Source organism: Martinezella rhizogenes, assembly GCF_000799715.1.
In the GTDB taxonomy this organism is placed as follows: Bacteria; Pseudomonadota; Alphaproteobacteria; order Rhizobiales; family Rhizobiaceae; genus Rhizobium; species Rhizobium rhizogenes_C.
Genome location: NZ_JUHG01000001.1, coordinates 213355 through 231499 on the forward strand (window position 1 = coordinate 213355; position 18145 = coordinate 231499).

Here is an 18145-nt window from a genome sequence, read left to right on the forward strand (position 1 = left end):
GACGTAGTTAAATTTTTAACAACTTTTGCGAATACTAATGGAAGCAGAGGCAGGATCAAGGGGTTCTGCGTCACTGCTGGAGGAAACGCGATGAATTTGAAGATCGTCACCGCTCAGTCGGAAGTGGAAACCGATGATACCGGAACCTATCCGGACGGTCTGGTCGAGGAAAATCGTGTTGACCTGTCTTTGAGCCGCGAAAGACTGCACCGCAGATCCCATGAGCGCGACTACGGCGCTGGCAAACGAACCGCGCCGCTTCCGGTCGGCCTGGTATAGAAAGATACGCGAGGGAACTCCGCCGCCTGCGCGCATAAGTCCGGCAAAGTCTCTTCGTCATATATACAGCGGCATCATCTTGCGCCAGGCGCCCGCCCGATGGGCACGTCCATCCCAGATATGCAGGTGATGATCGATCCGTTTGTCGGCCAGAAGCCGGCTGAGATGACGATTGTTGTCGAGAAATGGATCGGCGTCGCCGATGACAAGCACGATGTCGATCTCGCGCAGCTTCCGCAGCCGCCATTCGCAGGTAAGGCCTGGTAGAAAATGCGTCGGAGTGTGGAAATAGACCGCATCATCGTAATAGCCGTCGAACAGATCTCCAAAGGATTCGACCTTCATCGTCAGATCGTAGCGGCCGGAAAAGGCGACGAGCTTGCGAAAGAGGTGAGGGTGACGAAAGACGAGGCTGGCGGCCTGGAATGCGCCAAGGCTGCAGCCGTGCACGATGATGCAATCATTAGGATTTTTCTCTGCCATCAGCGGCAGCACTTCGTGCAGGATATAGTCCTCGAAGGCAGCGTGCCGGCGAATGCGTTCAGCCGGATGGCGTTGGAACCCATAGAAGGTCTCGGTAGCCAGGCCCTCGATACAGTAGAGCTGCAGATCTCCGGCTTCCAGTTTGTCGGCAAGGCTGGCGACGATGCCCAGCTGTTCATATTCCCAGAACCGCCCATCCCGAGTCGGAAACATCAGCACCTTGGCGCCGGCGTGACCAAACACCAGCAGTTCCATCTCTCGATGCAGTCGCTGGCTGTGCCAGCGCAGATATTCGCGGTTCATGGCACCTTGAAAAATTGCCCCACCTTTTCGCGGAGATGCAGGCTTTGCTCAGCGCTGTCAGGATAATCGAAATGGCCGGCCTCGAGAATGAAGATTTCATTAAATTTCGGCGACGCGTTTGCCACGGCGAACTGACAGGGCGGCGCCACAGCCGGATCGAAGAGGGCGGGCGCAATGAGCATAGGCACCTTGATGCGGGTCGCCGCGCTTGCCGCATCGAACAGGCGCAAGCTCTCGAGCATGCTTCCGTGTTCTTTTTGGTAAGCCTGGACGGAATCGGCGCTGCCGACCGTCGGCAAACTCAGCCATAAGGGCCGGTGCCCGAAGGTCGGGACGACCAGGTGCCCGCGATCGATCCGGTCATCGAACGGGATCGCCAGCGCCCCGATGCCGCCGCCGAAGCTGATGCCGCTATAGCCGATATGCCCCGCGAGCCACGGATAGAGATCGACAAGCGTCGAGACGGCAATACACAGATCATCGACGCAGCCGCCGATAATATAGCGATCGGGCTTGTCGATATCGTAGAGCACATGCCCGGCCGGGTCCGACGGTATCGGCGGACGGGCGCTGCGAGACAGGCCGCGACAGCAGGGAAACAATATGGCCGTCTCTTTCACCGGCAGATCGAAGTCGGGCAGATCCCTCCCACCATAGCCATGGCCAACGACAAGGCCGCGCCGCACCTGTCCCTTGCGAGGAAGCAGCAGCCAGCCACCGATCGGAAACGAGCCGGTCGACGAATAGGTGATGTCGAAAACATGCCAGTCGGGATGATGGGTCTTGCTGCGGCGAAGCTGCGGCTGCGGGTCGACGGCGATCGCACGACGATACCGCTCCTTCCAGAAATCATCAAAGCCCGGCGGCGCCTTCGGCGGCTTGATGGCAAGAAGCTGCTCAAGCTGCATGCCGTAGGTGGGGTCGAAGGCAAAAGGATGGGTTATCGGAACGCTCATGCGACGGTTGTCTCGTGAAAGGGCAGGCGGTGCAAGGCCGAAGCTGCACCCCTCCGGTTTCTACGCCGCCGTCGTATTGGCCAGCGCCTCGGTATTTCCCGTCGTGCCGCTTGATGTCTCGAAGTCGAAGAATTTCTGCGTAACGAGGGCGGCCGCTCCCCGCGCCCAGGAATTGTCCTCCCAGTCCGGAAGCAGAGGTGGCGATGTGCGAAAAGTGTGGGCGGCCAGGGTCGACCTCAGTGGTCCTAAAAACCCCTCACCAAACGACACAGCTTCACCGCCGACGACGATCACTTCGGGATCGGTGACATTGACGAGGTTTGCCAGGGCCTTTCCGATCCCGACGCCCGCTTCCCTAAGAATATTACCAACGGCTGGCTCACCCTCTTCAATCGCCTTAAGCATCTCCGGTAAGCCACCGCTATCGTTGCGATTTGTCGATTCACGCCATGTCCTCAGCATCGACGTCTGAGAATGATAGGCCATGAGACAGCCGCGCTTACCGCATTCGCAAACACGGCCATTTTCTTCATGCAGCGTATGGCCGAACTTACCGGCGGCGCCATTGGCGCCGCGATAGAGCTTGCCCTCGATGATCAGCGCACAGCTGATGCCGACGCCGATGGCAAGCACGGCCATATTGCGATGCTGCCGCCCCACGCCGAAGAGCTGCTGGGCGATGGCATAGGCGTTCGTGTCGTCCTCCAGCCAGACAGGCACCTTGACCTTCTGCGCCAATATCGAGGCGAGGGGAACGTTGTTCCAGTTGAAGCGATGGCTGCGCACGCAGGTTGCCTGATCATTGCCGATGACGCCGGGCATGGAAATTCCGATGCCCGCGAGCTGTGCACTTGGCCGGGCGGCATATTGCACGAGCAAGGGAACCGCCGCGGCAAGTGTTTTCGCGACGTTTTCCGGATCATGGTCTGCGAGCGTCAGCCGCATCGATCCGAGGGGGTTGGTGGCAAGGTCGGTGATAACGCATTCGACCGAGCCAACCATTAGTTTAAAACCAATCGCCAACCCATTGGTATAATTGATTTCGACAGGGATAGGGCGACGCCCTGAGAACCCCGCTACGGCCTTGCCTTCGGTGACATGGCCCTCCTCTATCAGGTCGGCGATGACGAAGGTCACGGCTGCCGGGCTGAGGCCGGTAATCGTCGCGATCTCCGCGCGGCTCCTCGGTCCCTCCTGCCTCAACAGGTTGAGAATGAGCCGCCGGTTCATGGCGCGCGAAGTGCTTTGGTCGCCTTTCAGCTTCACGGTTTCTCTTTCTTAATTTTGTAAATTAATTATTGCGTCTGTTTCAGACTTATGCATAACTTCACCCGTCGATCAACATCCGGCCGTGTGCAAGCACGAAGAAGTCAGAAAAAGGGACTCACAGCTTCACGAACCCAAATATCCGGGCAGCACATTCGCTGCCTCGGCGGGTTTATTGCGGCCATGCGTCCGGAGGTAAACGGAAAACGCTCGGAGGGCGTCCCGCTGGCTCATCGGCTGAGGGTGGAGACAGGCGTTAAAACGGGAGGAATTCACATGACTTTCAATTTGCTTGGAAGGCCGTCGAGCCGACGCACCTTTTTAATGGGGGCAGGGGCGGTTTCCGCCACGGCTCTGGCAGGCTTTCCCATGCCGGCGATTGCGCAGGCGCAGGATATCAATATCATTTCCGACGAGAACAATGCCGACGCGCTGGCGATCCTGCGCAAGATCGGCGATGACTTCGGTAAGCAGGCCGGCGTCAAGGTCGTGATCAACAATATGGACCACGAGGCTCATAAGACCGCGATCCGCAACTATCTGGTCGCCGGCGCGCCGGATATCTGCTTCTGGTTTTCCGGAAACCGCATGCGGGCCTTCGTCAAGCGTGGCCTTTTCGACGACATTTCCGATCTCTTTGAGAAAGAGAAATACAAGGATGTCCTCGGCCCGACGGCAGGTTCCGTCACCGTCGACGGCAAGCAATATGGCCTGCCGACCGGCGGCACGCTCTGGGGCATGTTCTATCGCAAGGATGTCTTTGGCCAACTCGGCGCAACGGCGCCGGCGAACTGGGATGACTTCCTGGCATACGGCGCCAAATGCAAAAGCGCGAACCTGACGCCGATCGCCATGGGTACCAAGGAATTGTGGCCAGCGGCCGGCTGGTTTGACCAGATGAACCTGCGCATCAACGGCCTCGACAAGCATATGGCGCTGATGAACGGCGAGATGAGCTATCTCGATCCGGCGCTGAAGCCCGTCTTCGACCAGTGGGAAACATTGATCAAGCAGGGCTTCTTCACACCGGACAATACCTCCTTCGGCTGGCAGGAGGCGGGCGCGCTTCTGGCACAGAAAAAGGCGGGGATGATGAACCTCGGTGCCTTCGTCCGCTACGCCTTCCCGAAAGAGGATCTCGAACAGCTTGCTTTCGCGCCGTTCCCGACGATCGACCCGAAGGTCGGCCGTTTCGAGGAGTTTTCGCTGAATTCGGTTCATATTCCGGCAAACGCGAAGAACAAGCAGGGCGCGCGCGAGTTCCTGGCCTACTTCTACCGCCCGGAAAATCTCGGCCCCTATCTGGAACCCGGCGGCAACGTCCCGCCGCGCAATGACCTGCCGCCGAGCAAGGACCCGCTGGTCAACGCCGCCGTCGATGTACTGAAGACGCTGCAGGGCACCTCGCAATATTACGACCGCGACAGCGATCCCGACATGGCGCAAGCCGGCCTCTCCGGCTTCCAGGAATTCATGGCGAAGCCGGAACGGCGCAACGCCATCCTGCAGCGGCTCGAAGGTACGCGCAAGCGTATCTACAAGCTCTAGCTTTTCCTCCCAGCGACCGAGAGGCGGGGCCGCGGCTCCGCCTCCCCATATCGATAGAGGATAAAATGACGACATTTTGGCGCTACCATCGCTGGTGGCTCACCCCGACTTTGCTGATTTTACCGGCCGCCATTCTCTTTTCCGTCGTGATCCTGTGGTCGGCGATCGAGAGTATCTGGATCAGCTTTCACGATTGGGATGGCTTCAGCCCGATGGTCTGGATCGGCCTCGGCAATTACGCCGAGCTGTTCAACGACCCTCAATTCTACGTTTCCCTGAAGAACAATGTCATCTGGCTGGTCATGTTCATGGCAGCACCACCCTTGGGGCTGGCGATCGCGCTTCTCGTCAACCAGAAGATCCGCGGCATGCGGCTGATGAAGTCTCTATTCTTCATCCCGCTGGTGCTGGCCTCCGTTGCCGTCGGCGTCGTTTTCACCTGGGTTTATACTCCGCAACTGGGGCTGCTCGCCCTGATCTTCGGCTTCTTCGGTGCGACGGCACCGGCGCTGCTCTCCAATGAGCATCTCGTGACCTTCGCGATCGTCATCGCCGCCCTCTGGCCACAGATCGCCTTCTGCATGGTTCTCTACCTCGCCGGCCTCAACAATCTCAGCGAAGAGCTGATCGGCGCGGGCAGGGTGGATGGGGCGAGGGGCTGGAACATGCTGCGGCATATCGTTCTGCCGCAGCTGACACAGGTCACCTTCATCGCCATTGCCGTCACAGTCGTAGGGGCTCTCCGGTCCTTCGACATGGTCTCGGTCATGACCCAGGGCGGACCGTTCGGCTCCTCCGAAGTGCTCGCCTATCAGATGTTCGAACAATCGATCTTCTCCTACCGCTTCGGCTATGGCGCAGCGATCGCTTCGGTTCTGTTCGTGATCATGGCGGTGTTCATCGTCTGGTACCTCACGCGGATCATCCGCATCGAAGAAAGAGGGGCCTGATGTATCCGCGCCCGATCCCCGAAGATGCCATCTGGCAGCGCCGCTTCTATTTCACCGCCGTCCTCGCCATCCTGATCCTGTGGCTGTGCCCGCTGTTTGCCGTCATCCTCACCTCGTTCCGCTCGACGCAGGACGTCATGGGCGGCAATCTCTGGGGCTGGCCGACGCAGTTCGGCCTGATCGACAACTACACCTCCGTCTTCACCCAGACGCCGATGGCGCGCTATTTCCTCAACAGTTTGATGATCACCATTCCCTCGGTCATCGGTGTGCTGATCATGAGCACGCTCGCCGGTTTCGTTCTGGCGCGCTACCGCTTTCGCGGCAATATGCTGGTTTTCGCGCTCTTCGTCGGCGGCAATTTCCTGCCCTATCAAATCATGATGATACCGGTGCGCGATCTGATGGTGCGGATCGGCCTTTATGACACACCGGCAGCGCTGATCATCTTCCATATCGCCTTTCAGACCGGCTTTGCGACGCTGTTCATGCGCAACTTCATCGCAGCCTTGCCGGATGAATTGTTCCAGGCGGCAAGGGCGGAGGGAGCGTCGCCGTTTCAGACGCTCGTGCATGTGGTGATCCCGCTGGTTCGCCCGGCGCTGGCAGCACTTGCGATCCTGATCTTCACCTTCGTCTGGAACGACTATTTCTGGGCGGTGGTGCTGACGGTGAGCGATACGGTCAAGCCGGTGACCGCCGGGCTTGCCAATCTGCGCGGCGAATGGGTCTCCGCCTGGAACCTGATCTCGGCCGGCACGATTATCGTCGCTGTGCCGCCCGTCATCATGTTCTTCCTGATGCAGCGGCACTTTATCGCCGGGCTCACCATGGGGGCGGTGAAGGGATGATGATCTTGTCCGACGCAATCGCCCATCTCGCCCTTTGTGCCAATCCTTTCTTTGCGAGCCGAAAAGCATGACCAGTCTCGAACTTCGACACGTCAACAAGAATTACGGCGCCTATCATGCATTGCGCGGTATCGATCTTTCCGTCGAGCAGGGCGAGTTTATCGTCATGGTCGGCCCCTCCGGCTGTGGCAAGTCCACGCTGCTGAAGTCGATCGCCGGTCTTGAAACGATCTCCTCCGGCCAGATCATGATCAACGGCCGCGATGTCACTACGGCGGAACCGGGTGATCGCGGCATCGCCATGGTGTTCCAGTCCTACGCGCTCTATCCGCATATGACAGTCGGCGAAAACATGGGTTTCGGCCTGCGCATGGCCAAGCGGCCGAAGGCAGAGATCGACGCGGCCGTGGCGCGCGCCGCCAAGATTCTCAGGATCACCGACCAGCTCGACAAGCGACCGAAGCAGCTTTCCGGCGGCCAGCGCCAGCGCGTCGCCATCGGCCGTGCCATTACCCGATCACCGGAAGTCTTTCTGTTCGACGAGCCTCTATCCAACCTCGACGCCGCGCTGCGGACCCAGATGCGCGTCGAGCTGAGCGGCCTGCATGCCGAACTCGGCGCGACCATGGTCTATGTCACGCACGACCAGGTCGAGGCGATGACGATGGCAAGCCGGATCGTGGTTCTCAATCGCGGCATCATTGAGCAGGTTGGTTCGCCGCTGGAACTCTACCGCAACCCGGACAATCTCTTCGTCGCCGGCTTTCTCGGTGCGCCGCGAATGAATTTCTTTCCGGTGACGGTCGATCAGGTCTCTGGAAACAGCGTTACCGTCTCTGCTCCGGGCCTTGCACCGATCGCTGTGGATCTGGCAGCCGGCGCCTCGGTCCAGAAGGGCGCGCCCCTTATCCTCGGAATCCGGCCGGAAAACATCGCCGTTTCGGACGCTGCATCCGCAGGTGCTGCGATCTCCGGCCAGGTTCGTCTCGTCGAGCATCTCGGACGAGAGACCATCCTCTATGTCGATGCCGGAGAGCTGCAATGCGTCAGCTCCGAAAGCGGCACCGGCAACATCACCGTGCAAATCGGCCATGTCACCGGCGTAGCCGCCGACGCACCGATCAGCCTGCGCATCGATCCGCGCGAGGTCTACCTGTTTTCTGCCAATGACGAGCGGACCATCACCGTCCGCAAGCCAATTCTCGACAAATGATCCTTCAGGAGCCTGATACCGTGTCAGTCAATACCAGCACCAAAGACCTTTCCGTATGGCGCACCATCAAGACCGACAGGTTTCTCGTCGGCACGCCGCATTATCCGGAACATGTCGATGAAAGCTATTGGGAGCGTGATGCCAAACGCATGGCCGAAGCCGGCTTCAATGTCGTGCGTCTCGGCGAATTCGCCTGGCATATCTTCGAGCCGAAGCTCGGAACCTTCGACTTCGATCTCTTCGATCGCGCCATCGCGATCCTGGCGCGTCACGGCATCAGCACCATCATGTGCACGCCGACGGCCACACCGCCGCGCTGGCTGACGGTTGCCCATCCGGAAGTCCTCCGTGTCGACGGCAACGGCCGGACGATGAGCCATGGTTCACGCCAACATGCCGATACGGCAAGCCCGGTTTTCCGCGAGCACAGCAAGCGTATCACCAAGGCTATGGCTGAACACTATCGCGACAATCCCGATGTCATCGGCTGGCAGACGGACAACGAGCTCAACACCAGCATGCCGGAATCCTTCTCTGCCGCCACGCTGAAGGAATTTCAGTCCTATCTTGCAGATAAATACGACACGATCGACAAGCTCAATTTCGCCTGGGGCGGCGATTTCTGGGCGACTGCCTATGACGATTTCGGCCAGGTCGTGCTTCCCATCGATTTCGGCCCGACCTTCCCGAGCCCGGGACATGTGCAGGACTACCACCGCTTCCTGGCCTTCTCGACGGCACGGTTCCAGCATGATCAGGTGGAAATCCTGCGGGCGACCAAGGCCGACTGGTTCATCTTCCACAATCTCGGTGGCTTGCGCGATATCGACTTTCGCGGCCAATTCTCCACCGATCTCGATTTCGTCGGCTATGATATCTATCCGATGCTCTATGACGAGTTCCAGCGCATCGGCAACCACGCCAAGGTGCAGGCGCTGCATCTCGACATCTGCCGCGGCTTCTCGGGCAATTACATCATCCCCGAACAGCAATCCGGCTTCGGCAGCCAACCCGGCTTCTGCACGCTGACGCCGGAGCCCGGCGAGATGCGCCGCATGGCAATGTCCTCGGTCGCACGCGGCGCCGATGGCTTGATGTTCTTCCGCTGGCGGCCGGCGCATTTCGGTGCTGAAATCTACTGGATGGGTATTATCGACCACGACGACGTGCCGCGTCATCGCTATGACGAGGCAAAGCGGTTTGCCATCGAGATGACGGCGCTGAAGAACAAGATCCTCGGCACTCATGTCCGCATGGATGTCGGCATTGCCGGCTCCGATTTCGACAACCAGGAGGCGCACAAGACCTATTCGATCGGCCTGCCAAGCCCGCAGGACGACGCCGTGCTGCTGCACCAATATTGCTACGACCGCGGCATCGCCTGCGGCTTTATCCATCCCGAAGACGATCTTTCGCGGCTAAAGCTGCTCTATGTCCCGCATTGGGTGATGTGGAAGGATGGCTGGACCGAGCGGCTGGAGGCATTTGCGCGGGGCGGGGGCACCGTGATTATCGGCGCGCGTACCGGCACGCGCGATGAAAACAACCACGTCATCCGCGAGGCCGCGCCGGGTTCGTCGCTGACGCGACTGACCGGCGTCACGGTCGAGGATTTCGGACGGCTGGCGGCACCTGGTGCCAATGGTCTCTTCGATGTCATGTCGCGCTCCGGCGGATTGGTGATGCCCCCCAACCGCCCTGCCGAATCCCATAACCGCGTTCGCCGTTTCACGATCGGCAACCGCGAGCTGGAAGGTGCTCACTTCTATGAGAACCTGGCAGTTGCCGACGATGTCGAGATAGTGGCGACCTGGTCGAACCGCTATGCCGAAGGCGTGCCGATGGCAACGTCGCGCCGCGTCGGCAAGGGCAGGGTGCTCTATCTCGGCACGTACCTGACAGCCGAGCTGACGGCAGCACTGTCCGACCGCACCTTCGCGGATGCAGGCGTCGAACCGTTGATTGCCAATCTGCCGGATGGCGTCGAAGTGACGATGCGCCAGAACGATGAAAGGCATCTTCTGTTTATTCAGAACTACACGGACCAGCACGCGGAACTGATCAGCGTCCCGCGCGGCGTCAATCTCCTCGACGACGGCAAATCGGTGACCGGTGCACTGTCGCTCGAAGCCTATGGTTGCGCGATCGTCGAGTTGAGCTGACAAGGAGCCGGCGAAGCGAGCGGCTGGTTCGTGGAGCCTGCCGCTCGCTTCGTGACGTCATAAGCATTTAGCTATCGGCAAAGGCCTTCAGCGTGTCGCCGGTGAGCCGATAGCGTATCCATTCGTCCTGCGGCTCGGCGCCGATGGAACGATAGACGCGGATGGCCGGTTCGTTCCAGTCGAGCACGCTCCATTCGAACCGGCCGCAACCTTTCTCGACCGCGAGCTTTGCCAGATATTTCAGCAGGGCCTTGCCCGCGCCCGATCCCCGCTTTTGCGGGGTGACGTAAAGATCCTCGAGATAGAGGCCATTGCGGGCAAGCCAGGTGGAATAGGTATAGAACCACACCGCGAAACCCACCGGCTCGCCATCGACCTCGCAAATGGCTGCATGGGTCACGGATTGAGGACCAAACAAGGATTGCTCAATGGAGGCCGTCGTCGCCTCGACCTCGTGAGCCGCCTTTTCATATTCCGCCAGTTCGCGAATAAATCGCAGGATGAGCTCTGAATCGGATAGCTGCGCCGGGCGTATTGTTATCGTCATTTTCGTTCATCTATCAGTTCGTGAATATAGTGAATTGCGTCTAAGTCTTCCGACTGCTGAAGGCAAGCCCGTGAGGCTGGGGCCGGAGAGGGCCGTCCAACATCGAGATGACCACCGTGCGCCAAACTCATTATCTTGTGGAAGGCGGCCAGAGCATGCCGCAATACTGACGTGTTACCCACTAGGATCGCTATGTTCACGCGAATCGCACTAATGTCGGTTCCAACAAACGGCAGTTGACTGCGACTGAGATTGATTCAATGGAGACCTTCATGACCGATATCCACACGCCGCTTTCCGGAGTGATACCGAGGATTTCCGTCGTCGGTGTTGGAGGCGGTGGCGGCAACGCAATCAACAATATGATCGCAGAAGAGCTTCAGGGCGTTGAATTCATTGCGGCAAACACGGATGCACAGGCGCTCGCGACCTCGAAGGCCGCTCGGCGCATTCAGCTCGGTACTCAGGTGACTGAAGGTCTCGGCGCGGGCTCCTTGCCAGAAATCGGACGAGCGGCCGCTGAGGAATCCATTGATGAAATCATGGACCACCTCCGGGGCACACACATGTGCTTCATCACAGCCGGAATGGGTGGTGGCACCGGCACCGGCGCTGCCCCGATCATTGCTCAGGCGGCACGACAGGCGGGGATCCTTACGGTGGGCGTCGTCACCAAGCCCTTTACGTTTGAAGGCAATCGACGCATGCGCACTGCCGACGAGGGCATCGAGCGGCTTCGCGAAAGTGCCGACACTGTTATCGTCATTCCAAATCAGAACCTGTTTCGCATTGCGGATGCCACGACCACCTTCGCGAATGCTTTTGTGACTGCGGACCGGGTCCTGTTTGCAGGCGTCAGCTGCATCACGGATCTGATCGTCAAGGAAGGTCTGATCAACCTCGACTTCGCCGACGTCAAATCCGTCATGCGTGGAATGGGTCGAGCCATGATGGGAACGGGCGAGGCGACTGGACCGGGTCGTGCGCTGAGGGCCGCAGAGGCCGCCGTTGCCAACCCGCTTCTTGACGACATGAGCATGAAGGGCGCGCGGGGCGTGCTGATCTCCATTTCGGGCGGGATGGACATGACACTGTTCGAGGTCGATGAGGCCGCCAGCCGCATACGCGACGAAGTCTTCGATGATGCCGATATCGTTGTCGGCGCGATCTTTGACAGAAGCCTCGATGGCGTGTTCAGGGTATCGGTCGTTGCAACGGGTCTGGACGGGTTCTCGGGGTCCGGCAGTCTGTTGGGAGGCGTGAATGACCAAGCCGCTCAGTAGAGATTATTATCGCCTGCGTCCCAGTCGCTTATAACGCGGGGACTGCAACATTCCTATTTTGCAGAAGCAGGACACTTCAACTTTGTGGCTACAGCAAATTGTTTCATAAGGTTTATTATGGAACTAAAACCGACATCCGAAAAGCCAATGCAATCTGAAGCTGCCACAACAGCTTCAGCGTTTCGTCTCAATCCGTAGTTGATAACGGTACAGTGCCCGAGGCACAGCACTGAGAAGCCAAGCACGGTGTCATAGGCTGGCGATGATCTCGACCTTGCCTTCAACGACATGCTGCATTCGCGGCGCTTCAGGTTCCGTGATCTGCTGGATCAAACCTTCGACCAGACTGCGGCCGACCACGACCATATCGACGGTGTGAGCGGCCAGCGGAACCGAGAGATAGCGACATATGTGCGTGCTGTCGCGCACAACGATGTGGAAGTCGCGTCCGACGACAAGGCCCTTTCTGCGTGTCGCGCTGAGCGCGCCGAGCAGGCCAAGCTCGTTCGCACAGACAAGACCAGTGGGCGGGTCCGGCAGATCGAGCAGACGAGAAATCCAGCCTTCGCTGGCTTCCATGGTGAAATCTTCCTGGCCTATCAATTGTAGATCGATTGGTAGGCCCGCTTCTTCGGTCGCCTTGGTGTAACCTGTCATGCGCGCCGCGCTGTATTGATCATCGCGGGCAAGGAGTTGCAACGCGACCCGCCGGCAACCCCGCGCGACAAGCATTCGGGTCGCCTCAAACGCGATACCCTCATTGTTCACGTCGACGAAGGAATAATCGAGCGCGCTGCCGCTGCGGCCGAAGGCGATGAACGGAATCTTCCGCTCAAGAAGAAAGGGAATGCGCGGATCCTCCGAGACCATGCGCGTAATTATGATCCCGTCCGTGCCGCCGGTGTGGATAAGAGTGCTGAGGTTTTCCTGAGGATCCTCTTCCGGTGTGGTGGAGAAGACGGACAGATTAAAGCCTCTTTCGCGCGCGGCAAGTGTCATGCCCTCGATCAAGGGAAGCTTTGCGATGTCTGATAAATAGTCCCTTGTTTCCATGGGCAGAATGGCGGTGAGCGTACGGGTGAGGCCCATGCGCAACGCGCGACCGTGCAGATTGGGGACGTAACCGGCGGCGTTTGCTGCCGCCTTTACGCGCTGGATGGTATCAGGATGCACCTCCGGCCCATCTTTCAGCGCGCGAGAGACCGTGGTTACCGAGAGACCGAGTTCCGTAGCGATCTGCCTCAGATTGGGTCGCGAATTGAATGCCATGTCGCCAGTCAGTCTCTCATCGTTCGGCCTTTCGAACATACTGCCTCTTCCAATACGAAAATGGAAGCGGGACCGGGGTCGATCAGATTCCGCTTGACGAAATGCCTCAATCTAGCAATCGTAACGTTACGATTGGCAAATTTGGCGGAAAAAGAACCGAAAGCTATCGTCCAGAGGTGAACAAAGGAGACTGATGATGCTTCGCATGCTGCGTCTAACCGTGGCCATTATTGCCATGAGCGCCACCGGTTCGCTGGCCGCGCAAACACTGACCATTACGACAGCCGGTGGCGACTACGGCGCTGCCATGAAGAAGGCGATGTGGGGACCCGCAGCGGCCGAGCTGGGTTTCGATGTCCGAGAAGAAACTCAAAGCGATGGTTTCGCTGCCCTCAAGATGCAGGTTACATCCGGCGCGGTGACAACCGACATCATCCATCTCGGATCGCCTGAGGGCGCGCAGGCTGCCGCTCAAGGTTTGCTTGAGCTATTGGATTACTCCATCATTGATCCGAACTCTGTGCCAGCCGGTGCCGAGTCCGCCTATTGCTATCCTTTTAGCTCCTATGGCACGGTGATGGCCTGGAACACCAAAACTCTCGGCAACAAGCCGCCAAAGACATGGGCCGAGTTCTGGGACGTGAAGGCTTTTCCCGGAACGCGGGCGCTTCGCGCAAATGCGCAGGACCTTATTGAAATCGCCCTGCTTTCCGAAGGGGTTGCTCCCGGCGAGATTTACAACGTGCTCAGTACACCCGATGGCCTGAAGCGAGCTATCGCTCGCCTGGCCCAGTTGAAGCCGAATGTCTCGGTGTGGTGGACTTCTGGCGCCCAGTCGGCTCAACTCCTGAAGGATGGCGAAGCGGACCTCGTCGTCACCTGGAACGGTCGTGCCCAGAGCGTCAAGGCCGATGGTGGTGCTGCTGATTACAGCTTCAAGGGCTCCGTCATTGGAACTGATTGCCTCGCTGTTCCGAAAGGCTCTGCAAACAAGGCGGCTGCAATGAAGCTGATTGCTGCGATGACCACACCGGAACGCGGCGCCAAGCTGACCGATTTCCTTGCCTATGGCCCAATCAACCCGAAGGCTTACCAGGGAAATCTCATCCCGGCTGATCGCCTTCAGCTTCTGGCGACTGCACCCGGCAATGTCGGGACCTCCGTCTTCTCGAAAGCGGACTGGTGGGTAAAGAACGGCGATGCAGCCCAGGCCGCATTCGATGAGATGATGAACCGCTGACTATCTCCTGGAGCCGCTGTCAAAATGGCAATTACCTCGCTTCCCATATCGATCGAGCGTGTTCGAAAAACCTTCGGTAACTATGTCGCACTGAGCGATGTTTCGCTGGATATTTCCGCTGGCGAATTCCTGACGCTTCTGGGCCCGTCCGGATCGGGGAAGACAACCCTCCTGATGGCATTGGCGGGTTTTGTCCGTCCCGACAGCGGCTCCCTGATCATCGGCGGTCGGGATGTTACCCGACTGTCTCCTGACAAACGCGACATTGGCATCGTTTTTCAGAATTATGCGCTCTTTCCCCATATGAGCGTACTGGCCAACGTCGCCTATCCACTCCTCTTGCGGCGGGTCCCGAAAGCCAAGGCGCAAGACCGTGCTCTGGCAGCCCTCGCCCGCGTGAAGCTTGAGGGCTTCAGTGATCGGAACATCGCCGCGCTCTCGGGTGGCCAGCGGCAACGCGTGGCGTTGGCACGCGCAATCGTTTTTGAACCTCGCGTCATGCTGATGGACGAGCCGCTGTCTGCACTCGACAAGAACTTGCGAGAGCATATGCAGTTCGAAATTCGGCGACTGCATGACGATCTGGGTATCACCACGATCTACGTCACGCATGATCAGCGCGAAGCGCTGACCATGTCGGATCGCATCGCCGTCATGGATGCGGGGGAAATACAGCAAATCTCGACTCCCTTCGACATCTATCACCACCCAAGAAACCGGTTTGTGGCGGAGTTCATGGGTGAAGCCAACATACTTCCTGCGTCCAGCCTGACGCGCATCGAGGGGTCGGTAGACCCTGCCCTAGGGCTGGCAATGATCCGCGCGGAAAGCTTCTATCTGGATGCGGGCGAGCTCGGCGCCGATGCGATCGCCATTAGCGGCGCACTGACCGCCAAGGCATTTCGCGGCGAAAACTGGCTGCTCAATCTTCGAACCGCATCCGGCACTGAGGTTATATTGAGCGTGCCGGCGACCCGTGCCGGAATTTGCGCCGGGATGGAAACCGGCAAATTGGTGACCGCCTATGCCGCAGCCGCAGCCGTTCATGCCTTGCCCGAAGGGATGGTCGGATGAGCACCGCCGCCTACCTGAGGGACGCCAGGCGCGAGCGTCAATTCTATCTTGCTTTGGCGCTGCCAGCACTGCTCTTGATTGGCCTTGCGGCTATCGTTCCGGTTCTGTGGATTCTGCGTCAGTCCTTCCTGACCATCGGCGGTTCGTTCTCGACCATCAACTACGAAAAGGTTCTATTCAGCAGCCTCACCTGGTCCGCGCTGGGAACCACGCTCGCTCTATCCGGCACGACGCTGCTCATCTGCATGATCCTGGGAATCCCCCTGGCGCTGACGCTCGCAAGCACCAGCAAGCGGATCGCAAACAGGGTGCTGATCCTGATCATGTTGCCGCTGTGGACTTCAATCCTGGTGCGGACCTATGGCTGGCTGGTGCTCCTGCGCAAGGATGGACTTGTAAATTCAACCCTGAAAAGCCTGGGCTTGATCGACGCTCCGATGCCGCTGGTCTACAACTTCAACGGGACTCTGATCGGCATGGTTCACTACATGTTACCGCTCTTTGTCTTGCCGGTTTACGCGGCAATGCGTGACATTGACGGCAATGTGATCCGCGCGGCGGCAAGCATGGGTGCAAGCCTCTGGCATTGCGTGAGAACGGTGATCCTTCCCCTTTCTGCTGGCGGAATCCTATCCGGTTCAACGATTGTGTTTATCTACACTCTCGGCTTCTTCATCACACCGGCGGTTCTCGGCGGAGGGAAGGTCAATCCGATATCGATCCGCATCGACCGGACATTATCCACCTTTCAGGACTGGGGGTCTGCAAGCGCTCTCGGCATACTCCTTCTGATTCTGGTCCTGCTGACTGGTGGCATGCTTTACGTCACACGCTGGTATCTGACGCGGGATACATCCCATGCTTGATGCCTATCAGGACAAAAGGTTCAGCAGAATCCTGCTGTGGATCTATTCAGCCATCGTGCTCATCTTCCTTATGCTGCCGACCCTCATCGTTGTGCCGCTGTCATTTTCCTCTTCCGATTTGCTGGAGTTTCCGCCCAGGGCCTGGTCGATGCGCTGGTATGAAGCCTTCTTTTCCTCACCTGCGTGGATGGCAGGGCTTCGCACCAGCCTGCTTCTCGGCGTCTCGACGGCGGCGATTGCTGTGCCTGTCAGTTTCCTCGCCTGCTTCGCCCTGAACAGGATTGGGGGGCGCCGCGCCGCCGCCATTTACGGTCTGCTGCTATCGCCTTCGGTGACGCCGGGCATTCTGCTTGCAATAGGACTTTTCTTCGTTCTTGCGAAGCTCGGCCTCCTCGGCACCCTTTTGGGGGTCCTTGCGGGCCATGTGGTCCTGGCCATACCCGTGGCCGTCATTGTTCTCCATCCCGCACTGGAGAGGTTCGACTGGGCTCAGGCACAGGCAGCCCGCAGTCTGGGTGCCGGCTGGTTCCGGACTATGATCGGGATCATTCTGCCCCAGCTCGGGCTGAGCCTTGCGACAGCAGGATTGATGGCCTTCCTCACCTCCCTCGACGAGGTGGTGATTTCCGTTTTTGTGGCGAACGGGCCCAACAGTACCTTGCCGAAGCTGATGTTTATTTCTCTCCGGGATCAAATCGACCCTACCATCGCGGCTATTTCCACACTCTGGACCGTGCTGATCTCGGCAATAGTCCTGTTCCTCAACTTGCGCGAACGCGATCAGACAGCCTGAAAGAGCCTCTATGACATATACATCAATCGGCGCAGTGATCCCGAAAACGGATATGGCCATCATTACGGGCTCCGCCAATTGGGGTCTCGCCTTTCCCGAAGATGTGGGAATGCCGGGCGTTAGCGTTCTGGCGCGCGATCTTTCCTTCGACACGCCTTATGGCGCTTCGGACAACTGGAAGCTCCTGGAATTCGACGCCAGCATCACGCCGGAAGGCCGAGCCAGACGGCTGCTTTGCATGTATTCCCACGGCAACCCGCGGGATCAAATCGACCATTCCTGCCACCGCCGCGCATTCTGGGTGTTGATGGAATCCGGCGTACGGTATGTGCTCGCCTGTTCGACCATCGGTGCGGTGAACAAGGCCATCCAGCCGGGCGACATGGTCATCCCGGCCGATATAATCGAGCTGACCCAGACCCCCTACTCGCTTCTGCCCGGTCGTCAGCGTTTCGATTGCTCCGGCAAGCAGATCGTTTGCCCGCATGGCGCGAAAATCCTTGCTGAAACCGCAAGTGCAATCTGGCCGACGTCATGCCGTGTGCATGGACTAGACCAAGGGCTGGCGGCTGCACATGCGTATGGCCCTCGCCTTACCACGCCCGCGGAAGCTCTTGCGTTCCGCACCGTGGGAGCCGATGTCATCAATCATTCGATAGCACCGGAGGCGACCTTGTCACGCGAAATCGGCGCCTGTTTCGTGCCCTGCGCCTTCGTGACCGCTGGCTTCAACGACTATATGGATCGCAGCCGAGGCACCTTGCTCCAGGAGGATGTCTTGCCAAGTCTTTCCATGCTTGCCTCCCGCGTTGCACTGCAAGCCGCCGCCCGGATCCCGATAGAGTCTCCATGCGGCTGCCAGACACTCAAGTCGCCGCAGCCAGAGGCTCGCTATCTGCGCTACTGACAATCATTGGCGTTTTGGCGCTGCCCATCCGCAGTCCGCCACTCTCATTGGCGACTGTTGCCCCGGCAGCGCTCGTCTCTAAACTACAAGCCTCCAGCCCCCGAGGCCACTGTCTGGCCTAAAGGAAGTGGACCAGCGTCAACACCAACAGCGGC

Annotated in this window: 17 protein-coding genes; 12 read left to right on the forward strand and 5 right to left on the reverse strand. The window is 59.0% G+C overall.

The features are described 5' to 3' along the window. The first annotated feature begins 90 nt into the window (after positions 1-90). Positions 91-279, forward strand: a complete 189-nt coding sequence (locus tag EX00_RS00970; RefSeq protein WP_047453217.1) for a hypothetical protein — start codon at positions 91-93, stop codon at positions 277-279. Positions 280-336: 57 nt separating this feature from the next. Here the strand turns inward: EX00_RS00970 and EX00_RS00975 are convergent, their stop codons facing one another. The 3 genes from EX00_RS00975 to EX00_RS00985 are packed head-to-tail and all read right to left on the reverse strand — an operon-like array spanning position 337 to position 3287. Continuing rightward, entirely contained in the window at positions 337-1065 is a 729-nt protein-coding gene (locus tag EX00_RS00975; RefSeq protein WP_047453218.1) for an esterase family protein, read from the reverse strand. Beyond that, positions 1062-2021, reverse strand: a complete 960-nt coding sequence (locus EX00_RS00980) for an acetylxylan esterase (protein WP_047453220.1) — start codon at positions 2019-2021, stop codon at positions 1062-1064. Before EX00_RS00980 ends, EX00_RS00975 begins: the two co-directional genes overlap by 4 nt. Before the next feature lie 60 nt (positions 2022-2081). Continuing rightward, complete coding sequence (locus tag EX00_RS00985; RefSeq protein WP_047453222.1) at positions 2082-3287, reverse strand: ROK family transcriptional regulator; 1206 nt, start codon at positions 3285-3287, stop codon at positions 2082-2084. Positions 3288-3563: 276 nt separating this feature from the next. Here EX00_RS00985 and EX00_RS00990 point away from each other — a divergent pair, with 276 nt between their 5' ends. The 5 genes from EX00_RS00990 to EX00_RS01010 all read left to right on the forward strand — a co-directional run bounded on the left by EX00_RS00990 (position 3564) and on the right by EX00_RS01010 (position 10011). After that, positions 3564-4835 (forward strand): ABC transporter substrate-binding protein, encoded by a 1272-nt coding sequence (locus tag EX00_RS00990; RefSeq protein WP_047453223.1) that lies wholly within the window; start codon positions 3564-3566, stop codon positions 4833-4835. 65 nt (positions 4836-4900) lie between these two features. Beyond that, on the forward strand, positions 4901-5785 hold the full coding sequence (locus EX00_RS00995) for a carbohydrate ABC transporter permease (protein ID WP_047453224.1): 885 nt from the start codon (positions 4901-4903) through the stop codon (positions 5783-5785). Next, positions 5785-6636 carry a carbohydrate ABC transporter permease gene (locus EX00_RS01000; protein ID WP_047453225.1) on the forward strand — a complete coding sequence of 284 codons (852 nt, stop codon included), beginning with the start codon at positions 5785-5787 and terminating at the stop codon, positions 6634-6636. The genes EX00_RS00995 and EX00_RS01000 overlap by 1 nt, the downstream gene beginning before the upstream one ends. 67 nt (positions 6637-6703) lie before the next feature. Then, positions 6704-7849 (forward strand): ABC transporter ATP-binding protein, encoded by a 1146-nt coding sequence (locus EX00_RS01005; protein WP_047453226.1) that lies wholly within the window; start codon positions 6704-6706, stop codon positions 7847-7849. Beyond that, the gene (locus EX00_RS01010) at positions 7846-10011 is read left to right on the forward strand and encodes a beta-galactosidase (protein ID WP_052210614.1); all 2166 of its coding nucleotides are present in this window, start codon (positions 7846-7848) and stop codon (positions 10009-10011) included. The genes EX00_RS01005 and EX00_RS01010 overlap by 4 nt, the downstream gene beginning before the upstream one ends. Positions 10012-10078: 67 nt before the next feature. Here the strand turns inward: EX00_RS01010 and EX00_RS01015 are convergent, their stop codons facing one another. Then, positions 10079-10558: a GNAT family N-acetyltransferase gene (locus EX00_RS01015; RefSeq protein ID WP_047453228.1), complete on the reverse strand. Its 480-nt coding sequence runs from the start codon at positions 10556-10558 to the stop codon at positions 10079-10081. Between the two features lie 272 nt (positions 10559-10830). Between EX00_RS01015 and ftsZ the strand changes: the two genes are divergently transcribed. Continuing rightward, entirely contained in the window at positions 10831-11841 is a 1011-nt protein-coding gene (ftsZ, locus tag EX00_RS01020) for a cell division protein FtsZ (RefSeq protein ID WP_047453336.1), read from the forward strand. A 249-nt stretch (positions 11842-12090) separates the two neighbouring features. Here the strand turns inward: ftsZ and EX00_RS01025 are convergent, their stop codons facing one another. After that, positions 12091-13149 (reverse strand): LacI family DNA-binding transcriptional regulator, encoded by a 1059-nt coding sequence (locus EX00_RS01025; RefSeq protein ID WP_234708941.1) that lies wholly within the window; start codon positions 13147-13149, stop codon positions 12091-12093. A 157-nt stretch (positions 13150-13306) separates the two neighbouring features. On the opposite strand from EX00_RS01025, the gene EX00_RS01030 reads away from it, so the two are divergent. The 5 genes from EX00_RS01030 to EX00_RS01050 are packed head-to-tail and all read left to right on the forward strand — an operon-like array spanning position 13307 to position 17990. After that, the gene (locus tag EX00_RS01030) at positions 13307-14350 is read left to right on the forward strand and encodes an ABC transporter substrate-binding protein (RefSeq protein ID WP_047453340.1); all 1044 of its coding nucleotides are present in this window, start codon (positions 13307-13309) and stop codon (positions 14348-14350) included. A gap of 24 nt (positions 14351-14374) precedes the next feature. Further along, positions 14375-15424, forward strand: coding sequence for an ABC transporter ATP-binding protein (locus tag EX00_RS01035; RefSeq protein WP_047453230.1), 1050 nt, complete (start codon positions 14375-14377; stop codon positions 15422-15424). After that, positions 15421-16290, forward strand: coding sequence for an ABC transporter permease (locus EX00_RS01040; protein WP_047453232.1), 870 nt, complete (start codon positions 15421-15423; stop codon positions 16288-16290). The genes EX00_RS01035 and EX00_RS01040 overlap by 4 nt, the downstream gene beginning before the upstream one ends. After that, positions 16283-17083, forward strand: a complete 801-nt coding sequence (locus tag EX00_RS01045) for an ABC transporter permease (protein WP_047453234.1) — start codon at positions 16283-16285, stop codon at positions 17081-17083. The genes EX00_RS01040 and EX00_RS01045 overlap by 8 nt, the downstream gene beginning before the upstream one ends. Positions 17084-17093: 10 nt before the next feature. Next, a complete protein-coding gene (locus EX00_RS01050; protein ID WP_047453235.1) occupies positions 17094-17990 on the forward strand; it encodes a phosphorylase family protein in 897 nt (298 codons plus the stop codon). The last annotated feature ends 155 nt before the right edge of the window (positions 17991-18145 follow it).